Source organism: Enterobacter sp. A103 (genome assembly GCF_034427535.1).
Classification (GTDB): domain Bacteria; phylum Pseudomonadota; class Gammaproteobacteria; order Enterobacterales; family Enterobacteriaceae; genus Enterobacter; species Enterobacter asburiae_B.
The window spans coordinates 410,682-432,955 of sequence record NZ_JAXQPQ010000001.1 but is presented as its reverse complement, the minus strand read 5'-3'; the positions used below and the strand labels follow the sequence as shown (position 1 = coordinate 432,955).

Here is a 22,274-nt window from a genome sequence, read left to right as displayed (position 1 = left end):
CTGAAAATAGCACATTTCAGAGCTTGTCCGCGTCAACGACGGCCTTAACGAAATCCTGCGGATCTTCCTGAGGCGGATTGTGCCCCACGGTTGCCCCGAAGGTGCGGTGTTCATATTTACCGGTAAATTTACCCGCGTAAGCCTGCGGAGCCGGATGCGGCGCACCGTTGTTCCCGCCTTCGATGGTGATCGTTGGAACGGTGATATTCGGCAGCGTAGCGAGTTTTTGCTCGTAGCTATCGTATTTGCGCTCGCCTTTTTCCAGCCCTAAACGCCAGCGATAGTTGCTGAGCGTCACCGCGACGTGATCCGGGTTATCGAGAGATTTGGCGCTGGCGTTGAAGACAGCATCGCTAAATTTCCAGTCAGGCGAGGCCTGAGACCAGATCAAACGGGCGAAGTCATGCGTGTTTTTGGCATAGCCTTCAGCACCGCGCGCGGTGGCGAAATAGAACTGATACCACCACTGCTGTTCCGCTTTTGGCGGCAGCGGCTGTTTGCCAATCTGCTGGCTGCTGATGAGATACCCGCTCACCGACACCAGTGACTTAACGCGCTCTGGCCATAGCGCCGCAACGATATCCGCCGTACGGGCACCCCAGTCATATCCTGCAAATACCGCCTGCTTAATATTCAGGGCATCCATCAGGTTCACAATATCCTTCGCCATGGCTGAAGGCTGGCCGTTGCGCGGCGTTTTGGCAGACAGGAAGCGCGTGGTGCCGTAGCCACGCAGAGAAGGCACAATCACCCGATAGCCTTTTGCCGCCAGCGCGGGCGCGACGTCGGCGTAGCTGTGAATATCGTAAGGCCAGCCGTGCAGTAAAATAACCGGCTGGCCGTTTTTCGGGCCGATGTCGACATAACCGACATTCAGATCGCCGGCGTTAATTTGCTGCGGATGATCAAAGGCTGCCGCGAAAGTTGTGCCGGTGACTTCAGCCTGACAGGACATCACGGTGCCAAGAGAAACGGTCAATGCGAGAGTTGAGTACGCGAGTTTGCTAAACATGTTGGTATCTCCGGTTGAGTACAGTTCACGGGGATATAACAACACGGCAATGTATAGCGGATATGTGCGAAAGCGGGTTTATTGCAAGCCTGTGTATGTATCAGCGACGCAGATACAGTGTGATACAAACCCAGGCCTTGTCGCCTTAAAGGGTGATGCGATAGCGGACGTAATCGTCGGCTTGACCGTATTTGTCATAAAGTTTTCGCGCCGGGTTATTCTCCCGGGTGACCCAGTACAGTTTTGACCACCCTTCGCGCTTGCCTTCCTCAATCAGAGCATCAATGAGCGCCTTACCGGCTCCCGCCCCGCGTTCGTCGGCATCAACAAACAGATCTTCCAGGTAGCAAACGGGGGCCGTTGACCAGGTTCCTTCGTGCAGAATGCACATCGCGAAACCGATGACCTTTTCATCCGTTTCTACCACGCGGCAAAACATCGAGGAATGCGCTGAGAGCGCCCTTTCCCATGTCGATGCGGTGACGGATTCCTCGAGGTAACAATCATAAAAATGGGTATAGCCATCCCACAGCGGTCGCCATTGGGAATAATCGTCTTCACGTAGAGGTCTTACCGTGACAGCCATGTGTTCCTCACATTACAAGTCGATCGCCATTTCAAAACAGCGTAAATCAGCCCCGGCCATACGCGAGTGATGATAGTTTTCGCGCAGCGTGACAAACCCCAGCTTCTGATAAAACGACTGGGCATTAGGGGTTGCATCCAGCCTCAGGCGGGTTATCCCCCGGCTACGGGCTTCATTTTTGAGCGCCTCGATAATTCGGGTCGCCATGCCTTTACCGAAGGCCGCGGGCAAGGTGAATATCGCCTCCAGACAGTGGGTATCCAGATCCAGATAGCCGGTCGCCGCAACGCCGCCCGTTTCATCTTCCACCACGTAAAAAGGGTATTCAATGACCATCTGCCGATAGCGTTCGGGCATGAGATCCGGCGTCCAGCGCGCAATGACGTCAGCGTCGTAGCTGGTTTTACAGCCGTGACGAATCGCCTGATTGCGAATATTCCAGAGTATTTCGGCTTCCTGTGGCTTAGCTTTTCGTAAAGTCATAACCCCTCTTTAACGGCTTTTTAGTCGCATTTCCCGTGCCAGTCTGGCAAGACGCTGAGTACGACAATAGAGCGTAAACAGCACAAAGCCGCTGCTGTTCATCACCACCCGACAAAATAACAGTGCGAAGGATGCGATGACCAGCGGCCAAAGGCCTCCGTCATGCGAAAGCAGGATATGTAAAACCTGAACGAGGGTCGTTATCAGCAGAATGATGAACAACGCCCTAAACCCCAACAATCCCGACGTCTTACCTCGAGCCAGGAGTACGCTTATCACAATGAGCGCGCCTGTCATCGTCAATGATGGTACGAAAAAGCTCAATGCATGATGTAAAGGTGACAACCCCTGCAACGCGCTGAGAAAAGGCAGAAGGTTTAACGCAAACGCCACTAAAAAAAGAGGTAACAGCACCGCTACCGGATAAGGATTTTGACGCGGAAGCTCGCTGAGTGGACGCGAAAAATACCGTTCCAGCTCTGGCGTGGAATGATTCAAGAGACGGGTATCACGATGAGCAATAGCCTCCTCTATCTCTTTGCCATGCTGCAGGAGATCCTGGAAAACCCGTCCGGTTAAAAAACTCAAAAACTTCATCAGAATACCGCCAGTGACTGAATGGTACCGATAATGTATTTACCGGTCCGTGGTAAATTACTGGGCGCTGCAATAACGCCACTCACAGCACTCCCGGCCAATGCTGCGGCACTTGTAACCACTTGCCCAAGTTGTCGAGTGAGCTCTACCTGAACAGGCCCGGTTGGAAATCGTTTCGGATAAAGACCAGCGCGTATAAGTGCCTTAATTTCCTTGTTGCTTATACCGGGGTTTTGCGCGCGAATTATCAATTCGGTCAAACGAGCGCGATCCTGACGAGGATAACTTTTTAACCACTCAGTGGCTTTCAAGGAAGATATAGATTTCATTGCACGCCAGGTGGTAACTGCTTCTTTTAGCGCCCCTCCTGCACTTGCTAACGAAATTACATCCAGTGAAGTTGAGGTGGCGACGTACCATTCTTGCGTATCGAGCCAGGCAACATTACCGCCACCGTTTTCAACCAAATCATAGATACGATAAAGGCCGTTAACGCATTGCAACCCGGTCGCAAGGGTTCCTGCGTAGCCAATCGCTACCAAAACACCACTTCCTCCTGCAGTAAGGGGGGTTGCCGCCGTGCCGGCAAGCATCACACCTCCAGTGATGATCATCGCCCCACATGATAGTACCGTCGATGCAAGTTCAGTTCCCATAGATGTAGATGCCACAGCATCAGTCAAGGATTTACCTACGCTAGAGGCGGATGGTTGTGAGTTCGCTTTAGTTACAATTACGTGAGTTACGATACCACTTTGACCATTGGGATGACGCTGACCAGAGCGAACCAGATAGCGTTGAGCACCATCAGAATAAATGATCCCGGCCTGAGCGAATTCGCGATTACAGTCCATTGCGGAACCCAGTGCTTTGAAATCGAAATCTGCAGCTCCAAAGCCTGCTATGCGCGCATAATCATATCCCGGTAGATTTTTCTCAGGATTCATTCCAGGCAAAACCATACATTACTCCTTATGTGGATGGGTAAGTTAACCCAACTAATCTGACGGTAATCGAGCGCTATGCAGAGCAAAATTTTGGTAGTAAATAAGTTTCAACGCAACTAAATAGAATGTGATAGAAGTGAAAATACCAGAACACAAACAAAAGAATAACGCTTAAATATGGAGATCCGCGGATGACGATACCGACGCTCACGACAGAACGCTTATTGCTAAAACCGCTGGTTGCCGAAGATGCTACCCAGATACAAAAGCGTTATCCGCGCTGGGAGATCGTCCGCTATATGGTCTCTTCCGTGCCCTGGCCCTACCCGGATAACGGCGCGGAAAACTATGTCAACAACGTGGCGCTGCCGGATATGGCAAAAGGGATCGCCTGGTTCTGGAGCATCCGTCGTCGCGAGGTGCCGGATGAGTTGATGGGTATTATCTGTTTGTATGACGTCGAAGATAACAACCGTGGATTCTGGTTGGCCCCGGAGTTTCAGGGCCAGGGATACATGCGCGAGGCCAGCATTGCCGCGACGGATTACTGGTTCAATACGCTAAACAAACCCGTATTACGCGCCCCGAAAGCCACCGCCAACAGCCGCTCCCGGCGTATTTCAGACAGTAGCGGCATGCGGCTTATCAGGACGGAAAAGAAAGCCTACGTCAGCGGCATGCTGGATTCCGAACTGTGGGAGATCACCCGCGACGAGTGGAACGCCCGTCAGGTCAGCTGATAATACTTATCCGGCATCAGCCTTTCAGGAATGTTCTCTTCATCGTTCATCTGCAGCAGATCGCGTTCCATCATGTTGCAGATGGCGTCCAGCGGCAGATCGTTATCTTCTGTACCGAACGGGTCTTCCAGCTCTTCCGCCAGGGTGTCCAGCGAGATAAAGGTGTAGGAGATCAGCGCCGAGACAAACGGCGTCATGTAGTGCAGATCTACAACCAGCGCGAACGGCAGCATGATGCAGAACAGATAGACCGTGCGGTGCAAAATCAGCGTATAGGCAAACGGCACCGGCGTAGTCGCAATGCGCTCGCAGCCGGAGAGGACGATGGACATATCGTTAAGACGGTTGTTCAGGCTGTGGAACAGGATGTCTGAAAGCTGCCCGTTACGCCGCCGCACGGCCAGCCACTCCCCCATGATCAGTAAAATACGGTTCGCCGGCGAGTTGGCGCTCATCACGTGACGCAAATCGTCCGGAGCAAGATAGCGAGAGAGCTGTTCGGCGTTCAGGTCCCGGCGGAGGGTCATGCGCAGGCAGTTGGCAAAAGCTATCTGCAGGCGGACAAATTCCCCCAGGTGCTTATCGTCAGGCAAGGTGTTTTTTACCTCGCGAAACAGCGAGCGTGCCGCTATCATCAACTGCCCCCACAGCAGGCGAGCCTCAACGTAGCGTGAATAGCAGGCGTTGTTTCTGAAACCCAGAAAGATAGCGATCGCCACGCCGAGGATGCTAAACGGCGCCACGGTAAATTTGATGCCCAGCGAGGTATACCACGGCAGCATCAGGATAACGGCGATTGAAAGCAGGAAGTTGAGCAGCAGTCGGGTGTAGATTTTGGGAAGTACCGAACCGTGCCAGACAAAAATCAGTTGTAGCCAGTGCTGTTTAGGGCGAACAATCATAGTGAGTTTCAGGAAGGAAAAGAGCGTGGCTATTAAACGTGATCTCTCTCACGGTTGCAAGCATGTTAACGGAACATTGAATTTTAGGAGCTGCTTAGCGATAACTGCACGGTGCTACATGTAGTTTTAAAAAAAGTGCACATAGTATGTTGTAACTAAAATAAGATGTAATTAAACCCGGCCGAAGCCGGGTAACGTCATTAGCAAAGGGGGTTCACCGCTGCGCGCATTCCCTTCAGGAGAATCGCGTCAAGATCCAGGGTGACCTGGTCGACAAGCCCGGAGACCTGCGTGAGATCCTGTTCCCAGTGCTCGCTCACGCTCAGCACGGACTGCACCAGCTCACGGGTGCTCAACTGCTGGTCGCGATGCTGTGCCCAGAGCTGTTGATAACGTTCCAGCCAGAATGCATCATCCTGCACCGGATAGTTCTCCCCGTTACGCTCCCCGCGGTAAAACGCTATTAACGCAGCCAGCGCGAACGTCAGACGTGCAGGCAATTGTCCGCTTGCGTTCTGCCCTGCCAGCAGCTGCGGCAGAATGCGGGTGCGGTATTTGGTCATGCCGTTAAGCGCAATGGAAAGCAGCTGGTGTCTGATGTAAGGGTTGCGAAAACGGCCTGTTACCGCGCTGGCGAAAGATTCCAGCTCGTCACGCGGCAGATCGAGGACCGGAATGATCTCCTGATAAATCGCTTTTTCGACAAACGCGCAGATCTCTGCATCATTCATCGCCTCGCCTACCGTCTCTAACCCAGCCTGGAATGCCACCGGCACCAGCGCCGTATGCGCGCCGTTCAGGATAGCGACTTTGCGCTCTTTGTAGGGCCTGATGTCGTCGACAATCAGCACATTCAACGGGTATTTATCCAGACGAAGTTCCTGAGCAAGGGATGCCGGCCCCTGGATAACGAACAGATAGAAATGTTCAGCCGTATCCAGGAAACCATCGTGATAACCCAGCTCAGCCTCCAGCGTGGCCGCTTCGTCACGCGGATAACCGGTCACGATACGGTCAACCAGCGTCGAGCAGAAGCTGTTTGCCTCGTTAAGCCACTGGATAAAGGCGGCAGGCAGCGCCCACTCCCGGGCATAGCGCAGGACGAGTTCACGCAGCGCGTCACCGTTGTAGTCAATCAGCTCGCACGGAATGATGATCCAGCCTTTATCCGCTGCACCGTTGAAGTGGCTATAACGCTCAAACAGCAGTCGCGTCAGCTTCGCCGGGTAGCTCACCGCAGGGGCATCGGCGAATCGGTCACCCGCGTGGTAGCTGATACCCGCTTCGGTTGTGTTCGAGAAAACAAAGCGCATGTCCGGATTGTGCGCCAGTTTCAGGAACGCATCATACTGGCCGTAGACGTCGATCTCCCGGTTAACCGAGCGGATAAGACGGCTCTCACTCACCGCTTTACCCTGCCCGTTCATGCCGCGAATGATAGTGGTATAGAGACCATCCTGAGTGTTCAGCGACGGCGGGAAGTCGCTCTGAATAGGACGGACGATAACCACACCGGCGTTAAGATCGGTATGTTCATTTAGCAGGTCAATTTGCCAGTCGACAAACGCACGCAGGAAGTTGCCTTCGCCAAACTGAATAATGCGTTCCGGGTATTGAGCTCCGGGAAAATCACGACGGTTGAGCGTGTTCACAGGGATTCCTTTTATGATTAGTCATACAGCCCGATAAGATTGGTACGATAACTTATCAAAACTTAACGACCAGATACCCTGTTTTGATCAATCCACGGCGTAGTTGTACAAAATAATCATAAGAACTTATAGAACACGGACGTGGCCGTCATGGCGCCGTCCGGCATCAGGGCATAGCGCGGGATCTCCCCCACCTTTTGCCAGCCGGCACGCTGGTAGAACGTCTCGGCGCCGCTGCCGGTGGAGGTATCGAGCACCAGAACCGAAATATCTCTGGCCCAGGCCTCCGCTTCAAGCGCTTCCATCAAGGCCATCGCGGCACCTTTGCGGCGCGCTTTCTCGTGAACCAGCAGCTTCGCCACATCGGCGCGATGCGGCTGGTTTTCCGGCTGGTCGACGATCAGTTGCACCGTACCGATGACGCCGTCCTGCGGGTCGACACAGGCCAGCACCAGACGCTCGTTGCGCCCTACACTTTCAGCGATGCCGCGCCAGAACGAACGAGCCTTATCCAGACTAAAGGGAAGCACAAAGCTGACGGATGCCCCGCCGTTCACACAGTTTTCGAGGATCCCGGCCAGCGCATCAAGATGGGTGAGAATGTCGTCTCGGGTGAGGTTTTTGATTTGCAGTGAGGTATTCATTGTTTTTCCTTACGTTGAATACCGTCACTGTGCATTTAACATCTTCTTAACGCAAACGGATCGGACATACGCTTTTGTTATGTTACCGGGAGCGCTGTCGCTGCTGTTTCATGGCATACATCTTTTCATCGGCCTCTTTTAACCACTGCTGCAGGTCGTTGCCGTTATGATCGAATTCACTGAGCCCCCACGAGAAATGGAGCGACCAGGGATGTAGCTTGCGGGCGTTATAGTTTTCTACCTGCTCGGCAAGATACTGCATGGCAATCCAGGCGCCCTGCTCATCCGTATCCGCGAACAGCACGGCGAACTCGTCCCCGCCAAAACGCACCAGCAGATCCGCTTCGCGGAAAGAGGCGCGCATCAGCTGCGCCATCGCTTTCAGCGCCTTATCCCCCTCTTCATGCCCGAAGCGATCGTTAATTTCCTTAAAGCGATCCAAATCCAGCCAGCCGAGCGTGAGCGGCTCAGCGCGACGCCGGGCAACGGAAAGCGTGAACCGCACGAGCTGATTAAAGCCCCGACGGTTGAATAACCCGGTTAATTCATCCGTGGTCGCCGCGCTGATGGCAGCAAATTCGTCTTCCGCCAGCGCGCCAAGGTCCCCCAGCACGGCGAGGTCGGCGGCAGAAAACTCGCGGGGGGCGTAATCAATTAGGCACAGCGAGCCAACGCTTGCGCCGTCGCGCAGGCGCAGCGGGAAACCCGCGTAAAAACGCACGCGAGGCTCACCGGCCACCAGCGGGTTATCCGCAAAGCGATCGTCCTGAAGCATATCCCCCACCACCAGCGGCGCTTCGGTGAGGATCGTATGCCCGCAAAATGAGATATTGCGCGGAACGCTGCCGGGCGCCTGACCGTCGGCCGACTTCACGATCAGCGAATGCTCATCAATGAGATTGACCATCGCCAGCGGCACCTGGAAGAAGCGTTTTGCCAGACGCGTTAAGCGGTCAAACGCCGGGGAACTGTCGATCTCAAGCAGACCTGATTCTCGTAGCGAGTTGAGTCTGTCTGTTTCATTTTCAGGGGTTGCAGGTGCTTTCATAATGTCTCCTGACGTAAAGCGTTACTAAAAGCGTAGCTTAAACAGAGACATTGTCAGTGTTCTGACGTCCTGTTAAGCCGCTTACTATTCACGTCAATGCCTTATGACGATTAACGCAGCTATGTTTCACTCCCGGAGGGCGCGGCAATCTGCTCGTCCGCCACCCGGGCGCTGGTACGGTTTCGACCCGCTTTTTTTGAACGATAGAGATGATCGTCCGCTTCGGCCATGAGCTTGTTGAAGACCTCGGTCAGCTGCCAGGACTCGGCCTTTCCGCTGCCGAGGCCAATGCTGACGGTCAGATAGAGCGTCTGGTGACGCCATGTAAAAGGATGGCTGGCAACGGTGGATCGGATACGTTCAGCCAGTTCAAAACCGTGCTGCGCGTCGCCTGAATTGACCACCACGGCGAACTCTTCCCCGCCCATGCGCGCCACCATGCCGTTTTCGCCGACGACCTGCTGCACCTGTCGGGCAAACGACGCCAGCACGCGGTCTCCGCACTCGTGGCCGTAGTTATCATTAATGCTCTTGAAATAATCAATATCCAGCAGCATGACGGTCAGAAAACGCGTGTGCCGGTACGTCTCTTCATGCTTTAACGCCTCATAAAGCCCGGAACGCGAGTAGACGTGCGTTAAAAAGTCATAATCCGCCCTCAGTGAAACCTGGCGGATCAGGGAATTAATCGCCGCCATGCTGACGGATACCATCACCGGGCAGATCGCCATCGTGGCGATCCCCAGCCGGGCTGAAAACATCATTGGCGTCGTAAACGGCGTCGCCACGGCGATATTAATAATCGAGTTGGCGACCAGAATGATTTCAGTGGCCCCCGTGATAAACGTCAGCAGACAGGTGGCGGGCAGCGAGTAGCGAACCGCACACCAGATAAGCGCAGGCAGAGGAAACGAGAGGCTCCCCGCTCCGCCAATCACCACCGACGCGATCACCGAGACGATCAGCGCAATTACCGGCAGCAGCTGCTCCAGACGGAGCCTGAGTTCACGCCCGGGCATACGCAACGTGAGCATACAGGGCACAACAAGCACGCCGGTTGAGAACTGCTCGCTAAACCAGTCGGCAAATAGCGGCCAGAAGGTATGACTGTCAATCCCGACCGACCCTACCGCGCCGAGCAAGGCGCAAAGCAGCGCGGCAATCAGACAGTAGTTAAACAGGCGTAGCGCGTTAAGCGGATCGGGGGTTTTCTTCATCAGCCGCTTGTCGCGCTGAACCAGCACGGCGACGACGACGATAAAGATCATGTTTGACAGGTTGATCAACACGGAGGCCATACCCCAGTTGGTCGTGACCGCGTCGTACAACAGCATCGCGACATAACATACCGCGTAGTAATGCAGGCGATTCAGGTAAACATAGCGGGCGAATATCCCTGCCATGACGCCATTCAGCGGCCAGAACAGCGACAGGGCCTCAACGAGCCGTAATTCCGCGCCCACAAAATAGAATAAAGTGGTGAGGATGAAGATCGTCGCTGCATTTCGCAGCGGCGTATCAATCTGGAACGGCCTGAAAGCGGTAAGAGCAGAACGCATTAAATATCATTCCATATGAAAGCTTATGGCAATTATTGCGGTCGTCAGCATGATCGGGACTAACTTGGGATGCATCTATAACACAAATACCACGGGAGCATAACTCGTCAAATTTAGGCGTTCATCTGCAGCACCAGCCAGTGGTGGATGACGCTGACGATATAATTTTGTTGCGGCGCCGTGAGCGTTACGCCCTGTGGAATGTTATGCCATTTTGCCAGACAGCCCCGGCAACAGGTGGCGGTGGCATGCTGGGCGATAAACACCGGATGACCGCGCATGGGCGTCTGCTTACCGTCGTTTGCGGGGCGCGCGGGCGCAAGGCGCTTTTCGACAAAATCCGCGGCGTGCCGATCAATGGTTTCGGGGCCTTTGTCCCAGCAGTACTGTCGTTCCTTATCGCCCAGGCGAAAGCGCGAGCGAAATGTCGATCGCGCCAGGCGGGAAAAGAGAGGATCCAGATCGGACATCAGTATACGGAACGTCCTAGGAGCTGGGTGAGTTTCTCCAGAACCGCCACGCCGGCAAGCGAATTTCCCGTTTCATCCAGTTCCGGGCTCCAGACGGCTATCGCCATTTCATGCGGCACAATCGCCACGACCCCGCCGCCGACGCCCGATTTAGCCGGAAGCCCAACGCGCCAGGCAAACTCACCGGCGTTTTGATACATCCCGCTGGTGGCCATCAGCGCGTTAACCTGCCGGGCCTGAAGCGGAGAAACCACCTCCTGATCGAGATGCGGCGCGTGCCCCTGGTGCGCAAGGAACAGGAACGTCTGGGCCAGCTCAACGCAGCTCATTTTCAGGGCGCAGTAATGGAAGTAGTTTTGCAGCACGGTCGCCACGTCGTTGTGGAAATTACCGAAGGATTTCATCAGCCACGCGATAGCCGCGTTACGGGCGGAGTGTTCAAACTCCGAGCGTGCCACCACCGCATCATAGGCAATATCGTCAACGCCCGAGAGCTGGCGAACAATCTCCAGCATTCGCTGGCGCGGTGCGCTGAGGCGACTTTGCAGCATATCGCAGACCACCAGCGCCCCGGCATTGATAAAGGGATTTCGCGGTTTACCCTGCTCAATCTCGAGCTGAAGCAGCGAGTTAAAAGGCTGGCCGGAAGGATCTTTACCGACACGCTGCCAGATCTCTTCTTCTTCATACTGGCGCATCGCCGCAACCAGACTCAGCACTTTCGAAATGGACTGAATGGAAAAACGCTCAGCCGCATCGCCTGCCTGGTATCGCTGTCCGTCGATGGTACAGATAGCAATCCCCAGCTTATTCCCGCTCACCGAGGCAAGGGCCGGAATATAGTCGGCAACCTTCCCCTTTCCAATTAACGGACGAACCTGCGCCAGAATCTCGTCCAACATCTCATTATGGATGACCGCAGCCACACTTTGCTCCTTGCCCTCAGGCTAAAACGGGCTGCGAGTATAACAGAGGCTTATGTATTGCGTCAGGCGCTAAGACGAAAACGCGAAACGGCCTGCAATAAAAGATCGGATTGCTTTTGCAGCCGCTCAGAGGCATCCGAGGCGTCTGAGACCAGCAGGTCCGTCTGACGGGAGACCTGATTCAGCGCCTGAAGCTGGCGCGTCATCTGGTGAATACTGTCTCCCTGGCTGAGCGTGGCGGTTGAGATCTCATTAAGCAAACTGCTCAAATTGCCCACCAGACCGGTGACCTGCTGCAGATTCTCTTCCATCAGGGTAACGGCGCGGGAACCGTCTTCAATGCCCTGCAGCGAGCGGTTAATAAGCTCCTGAATGGTCTGCGTCGAGTGGCTGCTTTTTCTGGCCAAAAGCCCGACTTCCCGGGCGACGACGGCAAAGCCGCGCCCCTGGTTTCCGGCATGGGCCGCCTCGATGGCGGCATTCAGCGCCAGGATGTTGGTCTGAAACGCCACGCTGTCGATCATCGCCACGATCCCGCGCATCTCAGAAGATCTGTCGACGATCGCCTGCATGGACGCATTCACGGTCGACATCATCCGGTCGCCGCCCACGGCCGCCTGACGCGCCTCATCGGCCCGCGAGCTGGCGAGCCTGGCATAGCCGGTATTCCCTTCCACATGGCTTTCCAGCGCCGCAATATGCGCCGTCACATCCTCAAGCTCTTTCGCCTGGCGCGCTGACTGCTGATACAGCTTCTGGTTACCCTGCGCAAGGGAGTCAATGTTCTCCACCATCGTTGCGGTGGCATGGCTGACCTGCGTCACCAGCTGCTGCAGACCGTGCTGCATCGTCGCAATACTGTCGCTAAGCTGACCTATCTCCCGGTTAAAGCGCATGACGGTCGGCGGCGTGCCGGAGAGATCCCCTGCCGCCAGCCGGTTAATATGCGCAATCAACCGACGCAGCGGCGTAATCACCCATCTGGACATGCCGAACCAGACGACAACCGCGATGGCGAGCAGCAGCACCGGCGCAAACAGGAACAACGTTTGCAGGCCGGAGAGCTGTGCCATTAGGCTCTGGCGCCCCTGCATGGCCTGCTTCTCGCTTGCCTGCTGATAGCGCGCATAGTTGTCGTTAAAATCAGACTGAAACGCCTGAGCCGGTACGGCAAAAAACGCGTCGATGGTGTTGGTCTTAATCAGACCTTCAGCCTGCTCGTTTATCGCGCCGTAAAAAAGCTGATAACTGTTCACCAGGGCATCGTCTTTCGGCGGATTCAGCGCCAGCCAGGCCTTCCACGCCTGCTGAGAAACCGCCAGCGCCTTTTGCGCATCGTCCATCAGGCTGTGCCAGCTCCCGTCGGAGCCGGTCTCTTTATCCTGCATAAACCAGACGCCGGAGCGGTTAAGCAGGTCGCTTGCCGCCAGCAGGGAAACGCGGGCCAGATCCAGCTTGCTCTGCTGCTGCCAGGCCAGCAGGTTTTGCTGCTCGTTGCGCTGGGCGTCGTTCAGGGAGGCGTTAAGCAGAAATGAGGAGGAGAGCTGCAGCGCGGAGAAAAGGCCAATAATGCAAAAGATACCCGTCAGCAGGCCAAAGTGACGAGGGGTGAGACACTGCGCAATACGGCGAAAAATTTGCGTTAGGTTCATAATTATCTTCATTAACAATGCGTTAGACGCGAGCGAGTCTACGAAATGAAAATGACAGAACCATTGCAGATAAATGACAACGGCCCTCGTGATGAGGGCCGTAATCACAGGCGGGAGATAAATTACACCCGATCCTTCCACACCGTCTGCACGTTGCAGAACTCGTGCAAACCAAAGTGGGAAAGCTCGCGGCCAAAGCCGCTTTTCTTCACGCCGCCGAAGGCCACGCGCGCGTCGCTGGCGCTAAAGCCGTTGATAAACACGCCGCCGCACTCCAGTTCGCGGGAGAATTTATCCGCAAGCGCCGCGTCCGCGGTAAAGACGGTGGCGGACAGGCCAAAGTCGCTGTCGTTGGCAAGCGCCAGAGCGTGCTCCGCGTCTTTTGCGACAGTCACGGCCGCGACCGGACCAAACAGTTCCTGGCGGAACGCCGTCATCGACGGGGTGACGTTGGCCAGCACGGTTGGCGCGTAGTAATTGCCCTCTCCGCTGATTTTCTCTCCGCCCAGCAGCAGCGTTGCCCCTTCGGCTAGGGTGGCCTGCACCTGCTGATGCAGTTCGTCGCGCAGGTCATAACGCGCCATCGGGCCAATAAAGTTCTCTTCCCGATCCGGTGCGCCGAGTTTTAGCGCAGAGACGGCCTCGACAAAACGCCGGGTAAAGGTCTCTGCGATACCCTCCTCGACGATAAAACGTTTGGCCGCCGCGCACACCTGTCCGGTATTCTGGTAGCGACCCGCCACCGCCGCCTTCACGGCTAGATCCAGATCGGCATCGTTAAGGACGATAAACGGGTCGGAGCCACCCAGCTCAAGAACGCATTTTTTCAGCGCGGCTCCTGCCTGCGCGCCAATGGCCGCACCGGCACGCACGCTGCCGGTGACGGTCACCGCCGCAATACGGCGATCGTTAATCGCCTGGCTTACGCCGTCATTGGTGGCGTTCACCCAGCCGAATACGCCTTCAGGGAAACCGGCATCCGCAAAGATCTGCCCAATAAGATCCGCAGAACCGAGCACGTTTGGCGCATGCTTAAGCAGATAGCTGTTACCTGCCAGCAGAATGGGCACCGCGCCGCGCAGCACCTGCCAGAGCGGGAAATTCCAGGGCATTACCGCGAGAATCGGCCCCAGAGGACGGTATTCAATAACCGCGTTGTGGTTTTCCACCAGCGTAGGCTCCGCACGCAGCATCGCCGGGCCGTGCCCGGCATACCAGTCGCACAGAGCTGCGGATTTTGCCACTTCCGCCCGCGCCTGCAGGATGGGTTTCCCCATTTCACGGGAGATCGTCTGCGCCATCTCTTCCGCGCGGTTTCGCAGCGCGGCGCCGAGATCCAGGAGCTTCTGCGCCCTGTGGGACACGCTTTCGCGTCGCCACTGGCGATACCCCGCGTCAGACTGAGCAATCGCGCGTTCAACCTCTTCCGGTGTCGCCCAGGGATACGCAGCGAGGGTTTCTCCCGTTGCCGGGTTAACGGACAGGGCATGTGTAGCAGATGAATATTTCATGATGTTCTCCACGCATTTCGGTTGATTCATTGTGGCTCACTCTGCTATTTCTTAAAAATGAATAATACTAACCACCTTATTCACGAAACGAGAATGCCATGGACTTAACCCAGCTTGAAATGTTTAACGCCGTCGCGCTGACGGGCAGCATCACCCAGGCGGCGCAGAAGGTGCATCGCGTGCCGTCTAACCTGACGACCCGCATCCGCCAGCTGGAAGCCGATCTTGGCGTCGAGCTGTTTATTCGTGAGAACCAGCGTTTGCGCTTATCCCCCGCCGGACATAACTTCCTGCGCTACAGCAGGCAGATCCTCGCCCTGGTGGATGAGGCGCGCATGGTCGTCGCGGGTGATGAGCCGCAGGGGCTATTTGCCCTCGGCGCGCTGGAAAGCACCGCCGCGGTGCGCATTCCCGAAACGCTGGCGCAGTTTAACCAGCGCTATCCGCGCATCCAGTTTGCCCTATCTACCGGGCCTTCCGGGACGATGATTGATGGCGTGCTGGAGGGAACCCTCAGCGCCGCCTTTGTCGACGGGCCGCTGTCGCACCCGGAGCTGGAAGGCATGCCGGTCTACCGGGAAGAGATGATGCTGGTCACGCCTGCCGGGCACGCGGAGGTGACGCGCGCCACGCAGGTCAGCGGCAGCGACGTTTACGCCTTTCGCGCGAACTGCTCGTACCGTCGACATCTGGAAAGCTGGTTTCATGCGGACAGAGCCACCCCCGGCCGCATTCATGAGATGGAGTCCTATCACGGCATGCTCGCCTGCGTCATTGCGGGCGCGGGCATCGCGCTGATGCCGCGCTCGATGCTGGAGAGTATGCCGGGACATCATCAGGTTGAAGCCTGGCCGCTGGCGGAAAACTGGCGCTGGCTTACAACCTGGCTGGTGTGGCGGCGCGGAGCGATGACCCGCCAGCTGAAAGCCTTTATAGCGCTGCTAAACGAACGTCTTCAACCAGCGCCTTCTCCATAAACAGGCTGAGCGGATCGTCAGCGTACGGGGCAAACGCCGGACGCAAATCGTACCCGCACTGCTCGTACAGGCGAACCGCGGCGCGCTGTTTGATGCCCGTCTCCAGCCTTACCGTGTGGCAATGGCGGCTCAGGGCCTCATCTTCCAGGGCGGCCAGCAGCGTCTCGCCGAGATGCTGCCCGCGATGGGCCGGATCGATATAGACCCGCTTCATCTCCCCCGTTCCGTCGCCGTTGAGCACGATGGCTCCGCAGCCTACGGCGTGCAGCTGCTGGTCACGAATGACCATCAGGATCAGCGAGGCTTCCGGCAGCGCGGACAGGTCGAGCAGATGGTTGCTTTCGGCGGGATAGAGTTCGCTCTGGTAGCGGTCAAGCGCCGCGATCAGCGTGAGAATGTCCGGATGACGTGCAGATTCAGAGGTAATGGAATACATGGCAGGCTCCTTGCTGTTTTTATATCAACATAGCTCAGGCCTGCCGGGGTGGTTCATAGTATTAACTTATAGCGCGTCACTCAGCTAGCGCAGGAAGATTCGCCCTTTCAGGTACAGCGTAGCCTGGCCGCCAATCAGCACGCGGTCGCCCTTCAGCTCGCAGCGCAGATCCCCGCCACGGTATGACACCTGGCGGGCATTGAGTGACATTTTGCCCAGCTTTTCGCTCCAGTAAGGGATCAGCATGCTGTGGGCGGATCCGGTGACCGGATCTTCCGGCACCCCTTCGCCAGGGCAGAAGAAGCGGCTGACGAAGTCATATTCTTCTCCCGGCGCCGTCACGCAGACCATTTTATCCAGCGGAAGCATGGCCCCAATATCCGGCGTTAACGCTTCCACCTGCTGCTGGCTCTCCAGCACCACCATGTAATCGCGTCCGACGCGCACCTCTTTCGCCTCCGTGATGCCCAGCGCGCTAAACAGCAGCTCAGGTGGGTTTTCGACGACTTCCGTCGACCACGCGGGGAAGTTCAGCGTCAGCCAGTCGCCGCTGCGCTTGACGGTCAGCTCGCCCACGAAGCGCGTGGTGAAGGTGATTTCGGTATGCGGATAATCAAGGTATTCGAAAATGACGTGCGATGCGGCAAGCGTAGCGTGACCGCACAGGTTAATTTCATCCAGCGTGGTGAACCAGCGCAGCTCAAACCCGCCGTCGGTGCGCACGAAAAAGGCGGTCTCAGACTGGTTATGCTGTTGCGCCATTTTGAGCAGCGTTTCGTCCGGCAGCCACTCTTCCAGAGGACATACCGCTGCGGCGTTGCCGCCAAAGGTTTTATCGCTGAAGGCATCCACCAGATAAAAATCAATTTCCTGCATTGTCTCTTCCTCTCTTGTTATGGGTTTTTAGCGCAGAAAAACTGTGCCTTTCAGATAAAGCGTGGCCTGCCCGCTCATCAGCACGCGCGAACCTTTCAGCTCACAGCCCACATCGCCGCCGCGCGCTGAAACCTGACGGGCGAACATCGTGGTTTTGCCCAGCTTTTCGCTCCAGTAAGGGATCAGCATGGTGTGCGCGGAGCCGGTGACAGGGTCTTCCGGGACGGAAACGCCCGGTGAGAAAAAGCGGCTGACAAAATCATATTTCCCCTCACCGCGCGCCGTAACGCTCACCTTATGCTCGCCCGGCGTCATCACCGAGAAGCGCGGCGCAAGCGCTTCAACCTGCTGGCGATTTTCCAGAACGATCAGCCAGGCGCGCCCTTTACGGGCTTCAACGTAGCGGTTAATACCCAGCGCCGAGAGCATCTCCGGCGGGGGGGGCTCTTCATGGGTTGGACATGCCGGGAAATCCAGCGTCATCCACTCCCCCTCCCGGCTGACGGTGAGGCGGCCAGAGGCGGTTTCAAAGTGGATCCGCGAATCCGGGTAATCCAGCTCGGTAAACAGCACGTGCGCGGCCGCCAGCGTAGCGTGGCCGCAGAGATTGACTTCGGTGAGCGTGGTAAACCAGCGTAGCTCAATGCCCCCTTTACTGCAGACGAAAAAAGCCGTTTCCGACTGATTATGCTGCTGCGCCATTTTCAGCAAGGTCTCATCGGGTAACCATTCCTTGAGCGGGCAAACGGCGGCCGGATTGCCGCCAAACGAGGTGTCGCTGAACGCATCTACCAGATAAAAATCAATCTCCTGCATTGTCTTACCGCCTGTTTTTATTGTGTTGTTCTTTTATATTCAATGAAAACGGCGTTCCCGGCTACCGCTTTCATAAGGTAAATATTGAGATCTGCGTCACATAATGGTTGAGTTTTCGCCGTTCGACGTTTTAAGATCGTCTCCTCTTCTTTTCAGCAACGAATCTCCGACATCCCTATGACAACGAACACAGTTTCCCGCAGGGTTGCGTGGCTACGCGTGGTCACGCTGGCCATCGCCGCGTTTATTTTTAACACCACAGAATTTGTTCCGGTTGGGCTGTTGTCTGACATCGCTGAAAGTTTCCAGATGGAAACGGCGCAGGTGGGCATTATGTTGACCATCTACGCCTGGGTTGTGGCGCTGATGTCCTTGCCGTTTATGCTGCTGACCAGCCAGATGGAGCGGCGCAGGCTGCTGATCGTCCTGTTTGTGCTGTTCATCGCCAGCCATGTCCTGTCGTTTATGGCGTGGAATTTTACGGTGCTGGTCATTAGCCGCATCGGCATTGCCTTTGCCCATGCGGTGTTCTGGTCGATCACCGCGTCGCTGGCTATTCGTCTCGCTCCGGCAGGGAAACGCGCCCAGGCGCTGAGCCTGATTGCCACCGGTACCGCACTGGCGATGGTGCTGGGTCTGCCGATTGGCCGCATCGTAGGGCAATACTTCGGCTGGCGTACGACGTTCTTCGCCATTGGTATGGGCGCGCTGGTTACGCTGGTATGTCTGATTAAGCTGCTGCCCGCGCTGCCGAGCGAACATTCCGGCTCGCTGAAAAGCCTGCCGCTGCTGATGCGTCGCCCGGCGCTGATGGGTATCTACCTGCTTACCGTCATTGTGGTGACGGCCCATTACACGGCGTACAGCTACATTGAACCCTTTGTGCAGGTGGTGGCGGGCTTTAGCGCCAACTTTGCCACCATCCTGCTGTTGATCCTCGGCGGAGCGGGCATTATTGGCAGCGTGCTGTTCGGTAAGCTGGGTAATCGGCATGCGTCGACGCTGGTGAGCTGCGCTATCGGTCTGCTGCTGGCCTGCCTGCTGCTGCTGATGCCTGCCGCAGGCAGTGAAAGCCATCTGGCGATCCTCAGCCTGTTCTGGGGCGTGGCGATCATGATTATTGGTCTGGGCATGCAGGTGAAGGTCCTGGCCCTGGCGCCGGATGCAACGGACGTCGCCATGTCGCTGTTCTCAGGGATTTTCAATCTGGGGATTGGCGCGGGCGCGCTGGTGGGAAATCAGGTAATACTGCACGTATCGATGTCGGCGATTGGCTATCTGGGCGCCATTCCGGCCCTGGTGGCGCTGGTCTGGTCAGTGCTCATCTTCCGTAAATGGCCGGTGGCGCTGGAGGAACAGGGTCAGCACGGGTAAGCCTTCTTGCCGGGTGGCGGCTTCGCCTTACCCGGCAATCACATCAATGATAGGTCTTAATAATTTCCAGCACGCCGTTAATAATAAACTGCACGCCCATACAGACCAGCAGGAAGCCCATCAGACGGGAAATCGCCTCGATACCGCCCTTGCCTACCCAGCGCATAATGGCCCCAGAACTGCGCAGCGACGCCCACACGATAACCCCGATAATCGCAAAAATCAGCGGTGGCGCAACCGTCAGCACCCAGTCCGGGAAGGTTGCGCTGTCACGCACCGTTGATGCGGAGCTGATGATCATCGCGATGGTACCCGGCCCCGCCGTGCTCGGCATGGCAATCGGCACAAAGGCGATATTCGCACTCGGCTCGGTTTCCAGCTCTTCCGATTTACTGGTCGCTTCCGGCGACTCATGCGCTTTTTGCGCCGGGAACAGCATGCGGAAACCGATAAAGGCCACAATCAGCCCCCCGGCGATACGCAGGCCGGGGATGGAAATCCCGAAGGTGTTCATCACCACCTGTCCGGCATAGTAAGCCACCATCATGATGGCAAACACATACACCGAGGCCATCATCGACTGATGGTTGCGCTCGGCGCTGTTCATATTCCCTGCCAGACCGAGGAACAGCGCCACCGTCGTTAACGGGTTAGCCAACGGCAGCAAGACCACCAGCCCAAGGCTGATTGCTTTTATTAAATCCAACATAGTGCGTTGTTGTCCTTATCCATATTTAACACAGCAATTATAGGGTGAAAGTGTGACATTGAGCCATGGGTGCAACGCAACGATTATTTCCGTCCTGGAAAGATAACTGACAGTTATCTATATGATTTAAAAGACCTCAAAAAAAGTTCATGAAACGTTTTAGCAATTCGTGGCATCGGCTGACTCATTCAGTTGACTTATACTTGCCTGAGCAATAATATCTGCCGTGACTAACTACTTGCCAGGGCAACCATTGTGAAAAGCACCAGTGATATCTTTAACGACGTTGTTCCGCTGGGTCGTCTTATTCATATGGTAAATCAGAAAAAAGATCGCCTGCTCAACGACTATCTGTCACCGCTGGATATCACCGCAACACAGTTCAAAGTGCTGTGTTCCATTCGCTGCGAAGTGTGTATCACACCGGTTGAGCTGAAAAAGGTGCTCTCTGTCGATCTGGGTGCGTTAACCCGCATGCTGGATCGTCTCGTCTGCAAAGGATGGATAGAACGAAGCCCTAACCCGAATGACAAACGCGGCGTACTGGTGAAGCTGACCAGCGATGGCGCGGCCATGTGCGAGCAATGTCATCAATTAGTAGGACAAACACTGCATCAGGAACTAACAAAAAACTTAACGGCAGATGAAGTGGCAACCCTTGAGCTTCTGCTCAAAAAAATACTGCCGTAAACAGAAAAAGAGGTATGACGATGTCCAGACGCAATACTGACGCTATCACCATTCATAGCATTTTGGACTGGATCGAAGATAACCTGGAATCGCCGCTCTCCCTTGAAAAAGTGTCAGAGCGTTCAGGTTACTCCAAATGGCACCTGCAACGGATGTTCAAAAAAGAGACCGGTCATTCATTAGGTCAATACATTCGCAGCCGCAAGCTGACGGAAATTGCCCAGAAACTGAAAGAAAGCAATGAGCCGATCCTTTATCTGGCGGAGCGTTACGGATTTGAATCGCAACAGACCCTGACGCGTACGTTCAAGAACTATTTTGACGTGCCGCCTCATAAGTACCGAATCACCAGCGTGCCGGGCGAATCCCGATACCTGTATCCGTTAAAACACTGTAGTTAATCATCGCCTGTAACAGACGTAACCGAGGAAATCATGAAAGTTACCGCCTCCGCCGCCCTCGCCTTGCTGGTGCTGTTCTCCAGCCAGACCTTCGCGGAGCAAACCCCTCGTGCAACGCAGCAAAATAATCCTGATACGATGATTTTGCCGTCAGCACATGACCAGTCGCCTTATGATTTTAACCATATGGGTGCTGGTAGCGACAAATCCGACGAATTAGGCGTGCCTTATTATAATCAGCACGGCCTCTGATTCGTTTTTGCCCCGCAGACGCGGGGCTTTTTTTATGCCTTTTCGCTTACCCGCGTCGCCCGACGAACCCGCAGACCAAACACGTTAATGTACAGCCCGGCCATGATCAGCACGGCGCCAAACAGCTGCAGCGCGCTCAGCGTTTCATCCAGCAAGAGTGCCGCACTGGCAAGCCCCACCACCGGCACCAGCAGGGATAACGGCGCCACGCGCCAGGTTTCATAACGCCCCAGCAGCGATCCCCAAATCCCGTAGCCCACAATGGTGGCGACAAAAGCCAGATAGACAAGAGACAGGATTGTGGTCAGATCGATTTCGACCAGACTGTTCAGCATTACATCCGGACCATCCAGAATAAACGACGCCGCCAGAAACGGGATTATCGGGATCAGCGCGCTCCAGACAACCAGGGACATCACCGCCGGGCGGGCCTCGTGCTGCATAATCAGCTTGTTGAAAATATTCCCGCAGGCCCAGCTCAGCCCCGCCGCCAGCGTCAGCATAAAGCCGAGCAGCGCCACATCCTGGCCGTTCAGGCTGGCTTCAATAAGCACCAGCACGCCAAACACCGCCAGCGTAATGCCCGCCAGCTGTTTTCCCTGTAAACGTTCGCTAAACACGAAGGCGCCGAGAATGATGGTAAAGAACGCCTGCGCCTGCAGCACCAGCGAGGCCAGACCGGCCGGCATCCCGAACTTGATGGCGCAGAAGAGAAACGCGAACTGGCCAAAGCTGATGGTCAGGCCATAGCCCAGCAGCAGCTTTAACGGGATCTTCGGACGGGCGACGAAAAAGAGCGCCGGGAACGCGACCAGCAAAAAACGTAAACCGGCCAGCATCAGCGGCGGCATGTTGTGCAACCCCAGCTTGATGACCACAAAATTGAGCCCCCATACTACGACCACCAGCAACGCCAGCAGCCCGTCTTTACGCGTCATACCCTGCCCCTGAATTATTAATTATTTGTTAACAGTTCAAGGTAACAGAAAAAAGCGCGCGGCGAGAAGATCATTA

At 55.8% G+C, this 22,274-nt stretch carries 25 protein-coding genes; 6 read left to right on the top strand and 19 right to left on the bottom strand.

Going from position 1 to position 22,274, the window contains the following annotated elements:
* Positions 1–16: 16 nt before the first annotated feature.
* The 5 genes from SPH27_RS02095 to SPH27_RS02075 all read right to left on the bottom strand — a co-directional run bounded on the left by SPH27_RS02095 (position 17) and on the right by SPH27_RS02075 (position 3,640).
* Entirely contained in the window at positions 17–1,012 is a 996-nt protein-coding gene (locus tag SPH27_RS02095; protein WP_182072302.1) for an alpha/beta fold hydrolase, read from the bottom strand.
* 145 nt (positions 1,013–1,157) lie between these two features.
* A complete protein-coding gene (locus SPH27_RS02090; RefSeq protein WP_033145551.1) occupies positions 1,158–1,598 on the bottom strand; it encodes a GNAT family N-acetyltransferase in 441 nt (146 codons plus the stop codon).
* A 12-nt stretch (positions 1,599–1,610) separates the two neighbouring features.
* On the bottom strand, positions 1,611–2,081 hold the full coding sequence (locus SPH27_RS02085) for a GNAT family N-acetyltransferase (protein WP_182072304.1): 471 nt from the start codon (positions 2,079–2,081) through the stop codon (positions 1,611–1,613).
* Between the two features lie 9 nt (positions 2,082–2,090).
* Positions 2,091–2,678 carry a hypothetical protein gene (locus SPH27_RS02080; RefSeq protein WP_182072306.1) on the bottom strand — a complete coding sequence of 196 codons (588 nt, stop codon included), beginning with the start codon at positions 2,676–2,678 and terminating at the stop codon, positions 2,091–2,093.
* The gene (locus tag SPH27_RS02075) at positions 2,678–3,640 is read right to left on the bottom strand and encodes a hypothetical protein (protein WP_182072308.1); all 963 of its coding nucleotides are present in this window, start codon (positions 3,638–3,640) and stop codon (positions 2,678–2,680) included. The genes SPH27_RS02080 and SPH27_RS02075 overlap by 1 nt, the downstream gene beginning before the upstream one ends.
* A 176-nt stretch (positions 3,641–3,816) precedes the next feature.
* Between SPH27_RS02075 and SPH27_RS02070 the strand changes: the two genes are divergently transcribed.
* Positions 3,817–4,365, top strand: a complete 549-nt coding sequence (locus SPH27_RS02070) for a GNAT family N-acetyltransferase (protein ID WP_058840592.1) — start codon at positions 3,817–3,819, stop codon at positions 4,363–4,365.
* Here the strand turns inward: SPH27_RS02070 and SPH27_RS02065 are convergent.
* The 9 genes from SPH27_RS02065 to sad all read right to left on the bottom strand — a co-directional run bounded on the left by SPH27_RS02065 (position 4,353) and on the right by sad (position 14,729).
* Entirely contained in the window at positions 4,353–5,267 is a 915-nt protein-coding gene (locus SPH27_RS02065) for a bestrophin family protein (protein WP_033145546.1), read from the bottom strand. The two genes, SPH27_RS02070 and SPH27_RS02065, sit on opposite strands and share 13 nt — an antisense overlap.
* 200 nt (positions 5,268–5,467) lie before the next feature.
* Positions 5,468–6,919 (bottom strand): tagaturonate reductase, encoded by a 1,452-nt coding sequence (locus tag SPH27_RS02060; protein WP_322435579.1) that lies wholly within the window; start codon positions 6,917–6,919, stop codon positions 5,468–5,470.
* A 116-nt stretch (positions 6,920–7,035) separates the two neighbouring features.
* Positions 7,036–7,563, bottom strand: coding sequence for a GNAT family N-acetyltransferase (locus tag SPH27_RS02055; protein WP_182072312.1), 528 nt, complete (start codon positions 7,561–7,563; stop codon positions 7,036–7,038).
* 82 nt (positions 7,564–7,645) lie between these two features.
* The gene (locus tag SPH27_RS02050; RefSeq protein WP_039262472.1) at positions 7,646–8,611 is read right to left on the bottom strand and encodes a sensor domain-containing diguanylate cyclase; all 966 of its coding nucleotides are present in this window, start codon (positions 8,609–8,611) and stop codon (positions 7,646–7,648) included.
* A 119-nt stretch (positions 8,612–8,730) separates the two neighbouring features.
* Complete coding sequence (locus tag SPH27_RS02045) at positions 8,731–10,170, bottom strand: GGDEF domain-containing protein (RefSeq protein ID WP_182072320.1); 1,440 nt, start codon at positions 10,168–10,170, stop codon at positions 8,731–8,733.
* A gap of 113 nt (positions 10,171–10,283) precedes the next feature.
* A complete protein-coding gene (locus tag SPH27_RS02040; protein WP_182072322.1) occupies positions 10,284–10,640 on the bottom strand; it encodes a DUF4186 domain-containing protein in 357 nt (118 codons plus the stop codon).
* Positions 10,640–11,566, bottom strand: a complete 927-nt coding sequence (gene glsB / locus SPH27_RS02035; protein WP_182072324.1) for a glutaminase B — start codon at positions 11,564–11,566, stop codon at positions 10,640–10,642. The genes SPH27_RS02040 and glsB overlap by 1 nt, the downstream gene beginning before the upstream one ends.
* 62 nt (positions 11,567–11,628) lie before the next feature.
* Entirely contained in the window at positions 11,629–13,218 is a 1,590-nt protein-coding gene (locus SPH27_RS02030) for a methyl-accepting chemotaxis protein (protein ID WP_182072326.1), read from the bottom strand.
* A 122-nt stretch (positions 13,219–13,340) separates the two neighbouring features.
* Positions 13,341–14,729, bottom strand: a complete 1,389-nt coding sequence (sad, locus tag SPH27_RS02025; RefSeq protein WP_182072328.1) for a succinate-semialdehyde dehydrogenase — start codon at positions 14,727–14,729, stop codon at positions 13,341–13,343.
* 98 nt (positions 14,730–14,827) lie between these two features.
* On the opposite strand from sad, the gene ptrR reads away from it, so the two are divergent.
* Positions 14,828–15,706, top strand: a complete 879-nt coding sequence (gene ptrR / locus SPH27_RS02020) for a putrescine utilization regulator PtrR (protein WP_182072330.1) — start codon at positions 14,828–14,830, stop codon at positions 15,704–15,706.
* Here ptrR and SPH27_RS02015 read toward each other — a convergent pair.
* The 3 genes from SPH27_RS02015 to SPH27_RS02005 form a co-directional block, all read right to left on the bottom strand.
* The gene (locus SPH27_RS02015) at positions 15,660–16,142 is read right to left on the bottom strand and encodes a GNAT family N-acetyltransferase (RefSeq protein ID WP_047653295.1); all 483 of its coding nucleotides are present in this window, start codon (positions 16,140–16,142) and stop codon (positions 15,660–15,662) included. The two genes, ptrR and SPH27_RS02015, sit on opposite strands and share 47 nt — an antisense overlap.
* Positions 16,143–16,226: 84 nt before the next feature.
* Positions 16,227–17,018, bottom strand: a complete 792-nt coding sequence (locus SPH27_RS02010) for a PhzF family phenazine biosynthesis protein (protein ID WP_182072332.1) — start codon at positions 17,016–17,018, stop codon at positions 16,227–16,229.
* A gap of 27 nt (positions 17,019–17,045) precedes the next feature.
* A complete protein-coding gene (locus tag SPH27_RS02005; protein ID WP_182072334.1) occupies positions 17,046–17,834 on the bottom strand; it encodes a PhzF family phenazine biosynthesis protein in 789 nt (262 codons plus the stop codon).
* 177 nt (positions 17,835–18,011) lie between these two features.
* Here SPH27_RS02005 and SPH27_RS02000 point away from each other — a divergent pair, with 177 nt between their 5' ends.
* Positions 18,012–19,208 carry a sugar transporter gene (locus SPH27_RS02000; RefSeq protein ID WP_182072336.1) on the top strand — a complete coding sequence of 399 codons (1,197 nt, stop codon included), beginning with the start codon at positions 18,012–18,014 and terminating at the stop codon, positions 19,206–19,208.
* A gap of 43 nt (positions 19,209–19,251) precedes the next feature.
* Here the strand turns inward: SPH27_RS02000 and SPH27_RS01995 are convergent, their stop codons facing one another.
* Positions 19,252–19,917, bottom strand: a complete 666-nt coding sequence (locus tag SPH27_RS01995; protein ID WP_023335699.1) for a MarC family NAAT transporter — start codon at positions 19,915–19,917, stop codon at positions 19,252–19,254.
* Between the two features lie 255 nt (positions 19,918–20,172).
* Here SPH27_RS01995 and marR point away from each other — a divergent pair, with 255 nt between their 5' ends.
* From marR to marB, 3 genes are read left to right on the top strand one after another with little or no spacing between them, the layout of a single operon-like run.
* The gene (marR, locus tag SPH27_RS01990) at positions 20,173–20,607 is read left to right on the top strand and encodes a multiple antibiotic resistance transcriptional regulator MarR (protein WP_008502236.1); all 435 of its coding nucleotides are present in this window, start codon (positions 20,173–20,175) and stop codon (positions 20,605–20,607) included.
* Positions 20,608–20,627: 20 nt separating this feature from the next.
* A complete protein-coding gene (gene marA / locus SPH27_RS01985) occupies positions 20,628–21,008 on the top strand; it encodes an MDR efflux pump AcrAB transcriptional activator MarA (protein WP_008502237.1) in 381 nt (126 codons plus the stop codon).
* 33 nt (positions 21,009–21,041) lie between these two features.
* A complete protein-coding gene (marB, locus tag SPH27_RS01980; RefSeq protein WP_029741246.1) occupies positions 21,042–21,260 on the top strand; it encodes a multiple antibiotic resistance protein MarB in 219 nt (72 codons plus the stop codon).
* Positions 21,261–21,292: 32 nt separating this feature from the next.
* Here the strand turns inward: marB and eamA are convergent, their stop codons facing one another.
* On the bottom strand, positions 21,293–22,198 hold the full coding sequence (eamA, locus tag SPH27_RS01975; RefSeq protein ID WP_048981364.1) for an O-acetylserine/cysteine exporter: 906 nt from the start codon (positions 22,196–22,198) through the stop codon (positions 21,293–21,295).
* Between the last annotated feature and the right edge of the window lie 76 nt (positions 22,199–22,274).

Bases quoted from the DNA above. Each gene is read 5' to 3' on its own strand.
- SPH27_RS02070 (WP_058840592.1), top strand. From the start codon at position 3,817: ATGACGATACCGACGCTCACGACAGAACGCTTATTGCTAAAACCGCTG.
- sad (WP_182072328.1), bottom strand. From the start codon at position 14,729: ATGAAATATTCATCTGCTACACATGCCCTGTCCGTTAACCCGGCAACG.
- SPH27_RS02080 (WP_182072306.1), bottom strand. From the start codon at position 2,678: ATGAAGTTTTTGAGTTTTTTAACCGGACGGGTTTTCCAGGATCTCCTG.
- SPH27_RS02005 (WP_182072334.1), bottom strand. From the start codon at position 17,834: ATGCAGGAGATTGATTTTTATCTGGTAGATGCGTTCAGCGACACCTCG.
- SPH27_RS02045 (WP_182072320.1), bottom strand. From the start codon at position 10,170: ATGCGTTCTGCTCTTACCGCTTTCAGGCCGTTCCAGATTGATACGCCG.
- SPH27_RS01995 (WP_023335699.1), bottom strand. From the start codon at position 19,917: ATGTTGGATTTAATAAAAGCAATCAGCCTTGGGCTGGTGGTCTTGCTG.
- SPH27_RS02015 (WP_047653295.1), bottom strand. From the start codon at position 16,142: ATGTATTCCATTACCTCTGAATCTGCACGTCATCCGGACATTCTCACG.
- eamA (WP_048981364.1), bottom strand. From the start codon at position 22,198: ATGACGCGTAAAGACGGGCTGCTGGCGTTGCTGGTGGTCGTAGTATGG.
- SPH27_RS02095 (WP_182072302.1), bottom strand. From the start codon at position 1,012: ATGTTTAGCAAACTCGCGTACTCAACTCTCGCATTGACCGTTTCTCTT.
- SPH27_RS02055 (WP_182072312.1), bottom strand. From the start codon at position 7,563: ATGAATACCTCACTGCAAATCAAAAACCTCACCCGAGACGACATTCTC.
- marB (WP_029741246.1), top strand. From the start codon at position 21,042: ATGAAAGTTACCGCCTCCGCCGCCCTCGCCTTGCTGGTGCTGTTCTCC.
- SPH27_RS02030 (WP_182072326.1), bottom strand. From the start codon at position 13,218: ATGAACCTAACGCAAATTTTTCGCCGTATTGCGCAGTGTCTCACCCCT.
- SPH27_RS02010 (WP_182072332.1), bottom strand. From the start codon at position 17,018: ATGCAGGAAATTGATTTTTATCTGGTGGATGCCTTCAGCGATAAAACC.
- SPH27_RS02075 (WP_182072308.1), bottom strand. From the start codon at position 3,640: ATGGTTTTGCCTGGAATGAATCCTGAGAAAAATCTACCGGGATATGAT.
- SPH27_RS02050 (WP_039262472.1), bottom strand. From the start codon at position 8,611: ATGAAAGCACCTGCAACCCCTGAAAATGAAACAGACAGACTCAACTCG.
- SPH27_RS02065 (WP_033145546.1), bottom strand. From the start codon at position 5,267: ATGATTGTTCGCCCTAAACAGCACTGGCTACAACTGATTTTTGTCTGG.
- SPH27_RS02040 (WP_182072322.1), bottom strand. From the start codon at position 10,640: ATGTCCGATCTGGATCCTCTCTTTTCCCGCCTGGCGCGATCGACATTT.
- SPH27_RS02000 (WP_182072336.1), top strand. From the start codon at position 18,012: ATGACAACGAACACAGTTTCCCGCAGGGTTGCGTGGCTACGCGTGGTC.
- marA (WP_008502237.1), top strand. From the start codon at position 20,628: ATGTCCAGACGCAATACTGACGCTATCACCATTCATAGCATTTTGGAC.
- SPH27_RS02090 (WP_033145551.1), bottom strand. From the start codon at position 1,598: ATGGCTGTCACGGTAAGACCTCTACGTGAAGACGATTATTCCCAATGG.
- ptrR (WP_182072330.1), top strand. From the start codon at position 14,828: ATGGACTTAACCCAGCTTGAAATGTTTAACGCCGTCGCGCTGACGGGC.
- SPH27_RS02085 (WP_182072304.1), bottom strand. From the start codon at position 2,081: ATGACTTTACGAAAAGCTAAGCCACAGGAAGCCGAAATACTCTGGAAT.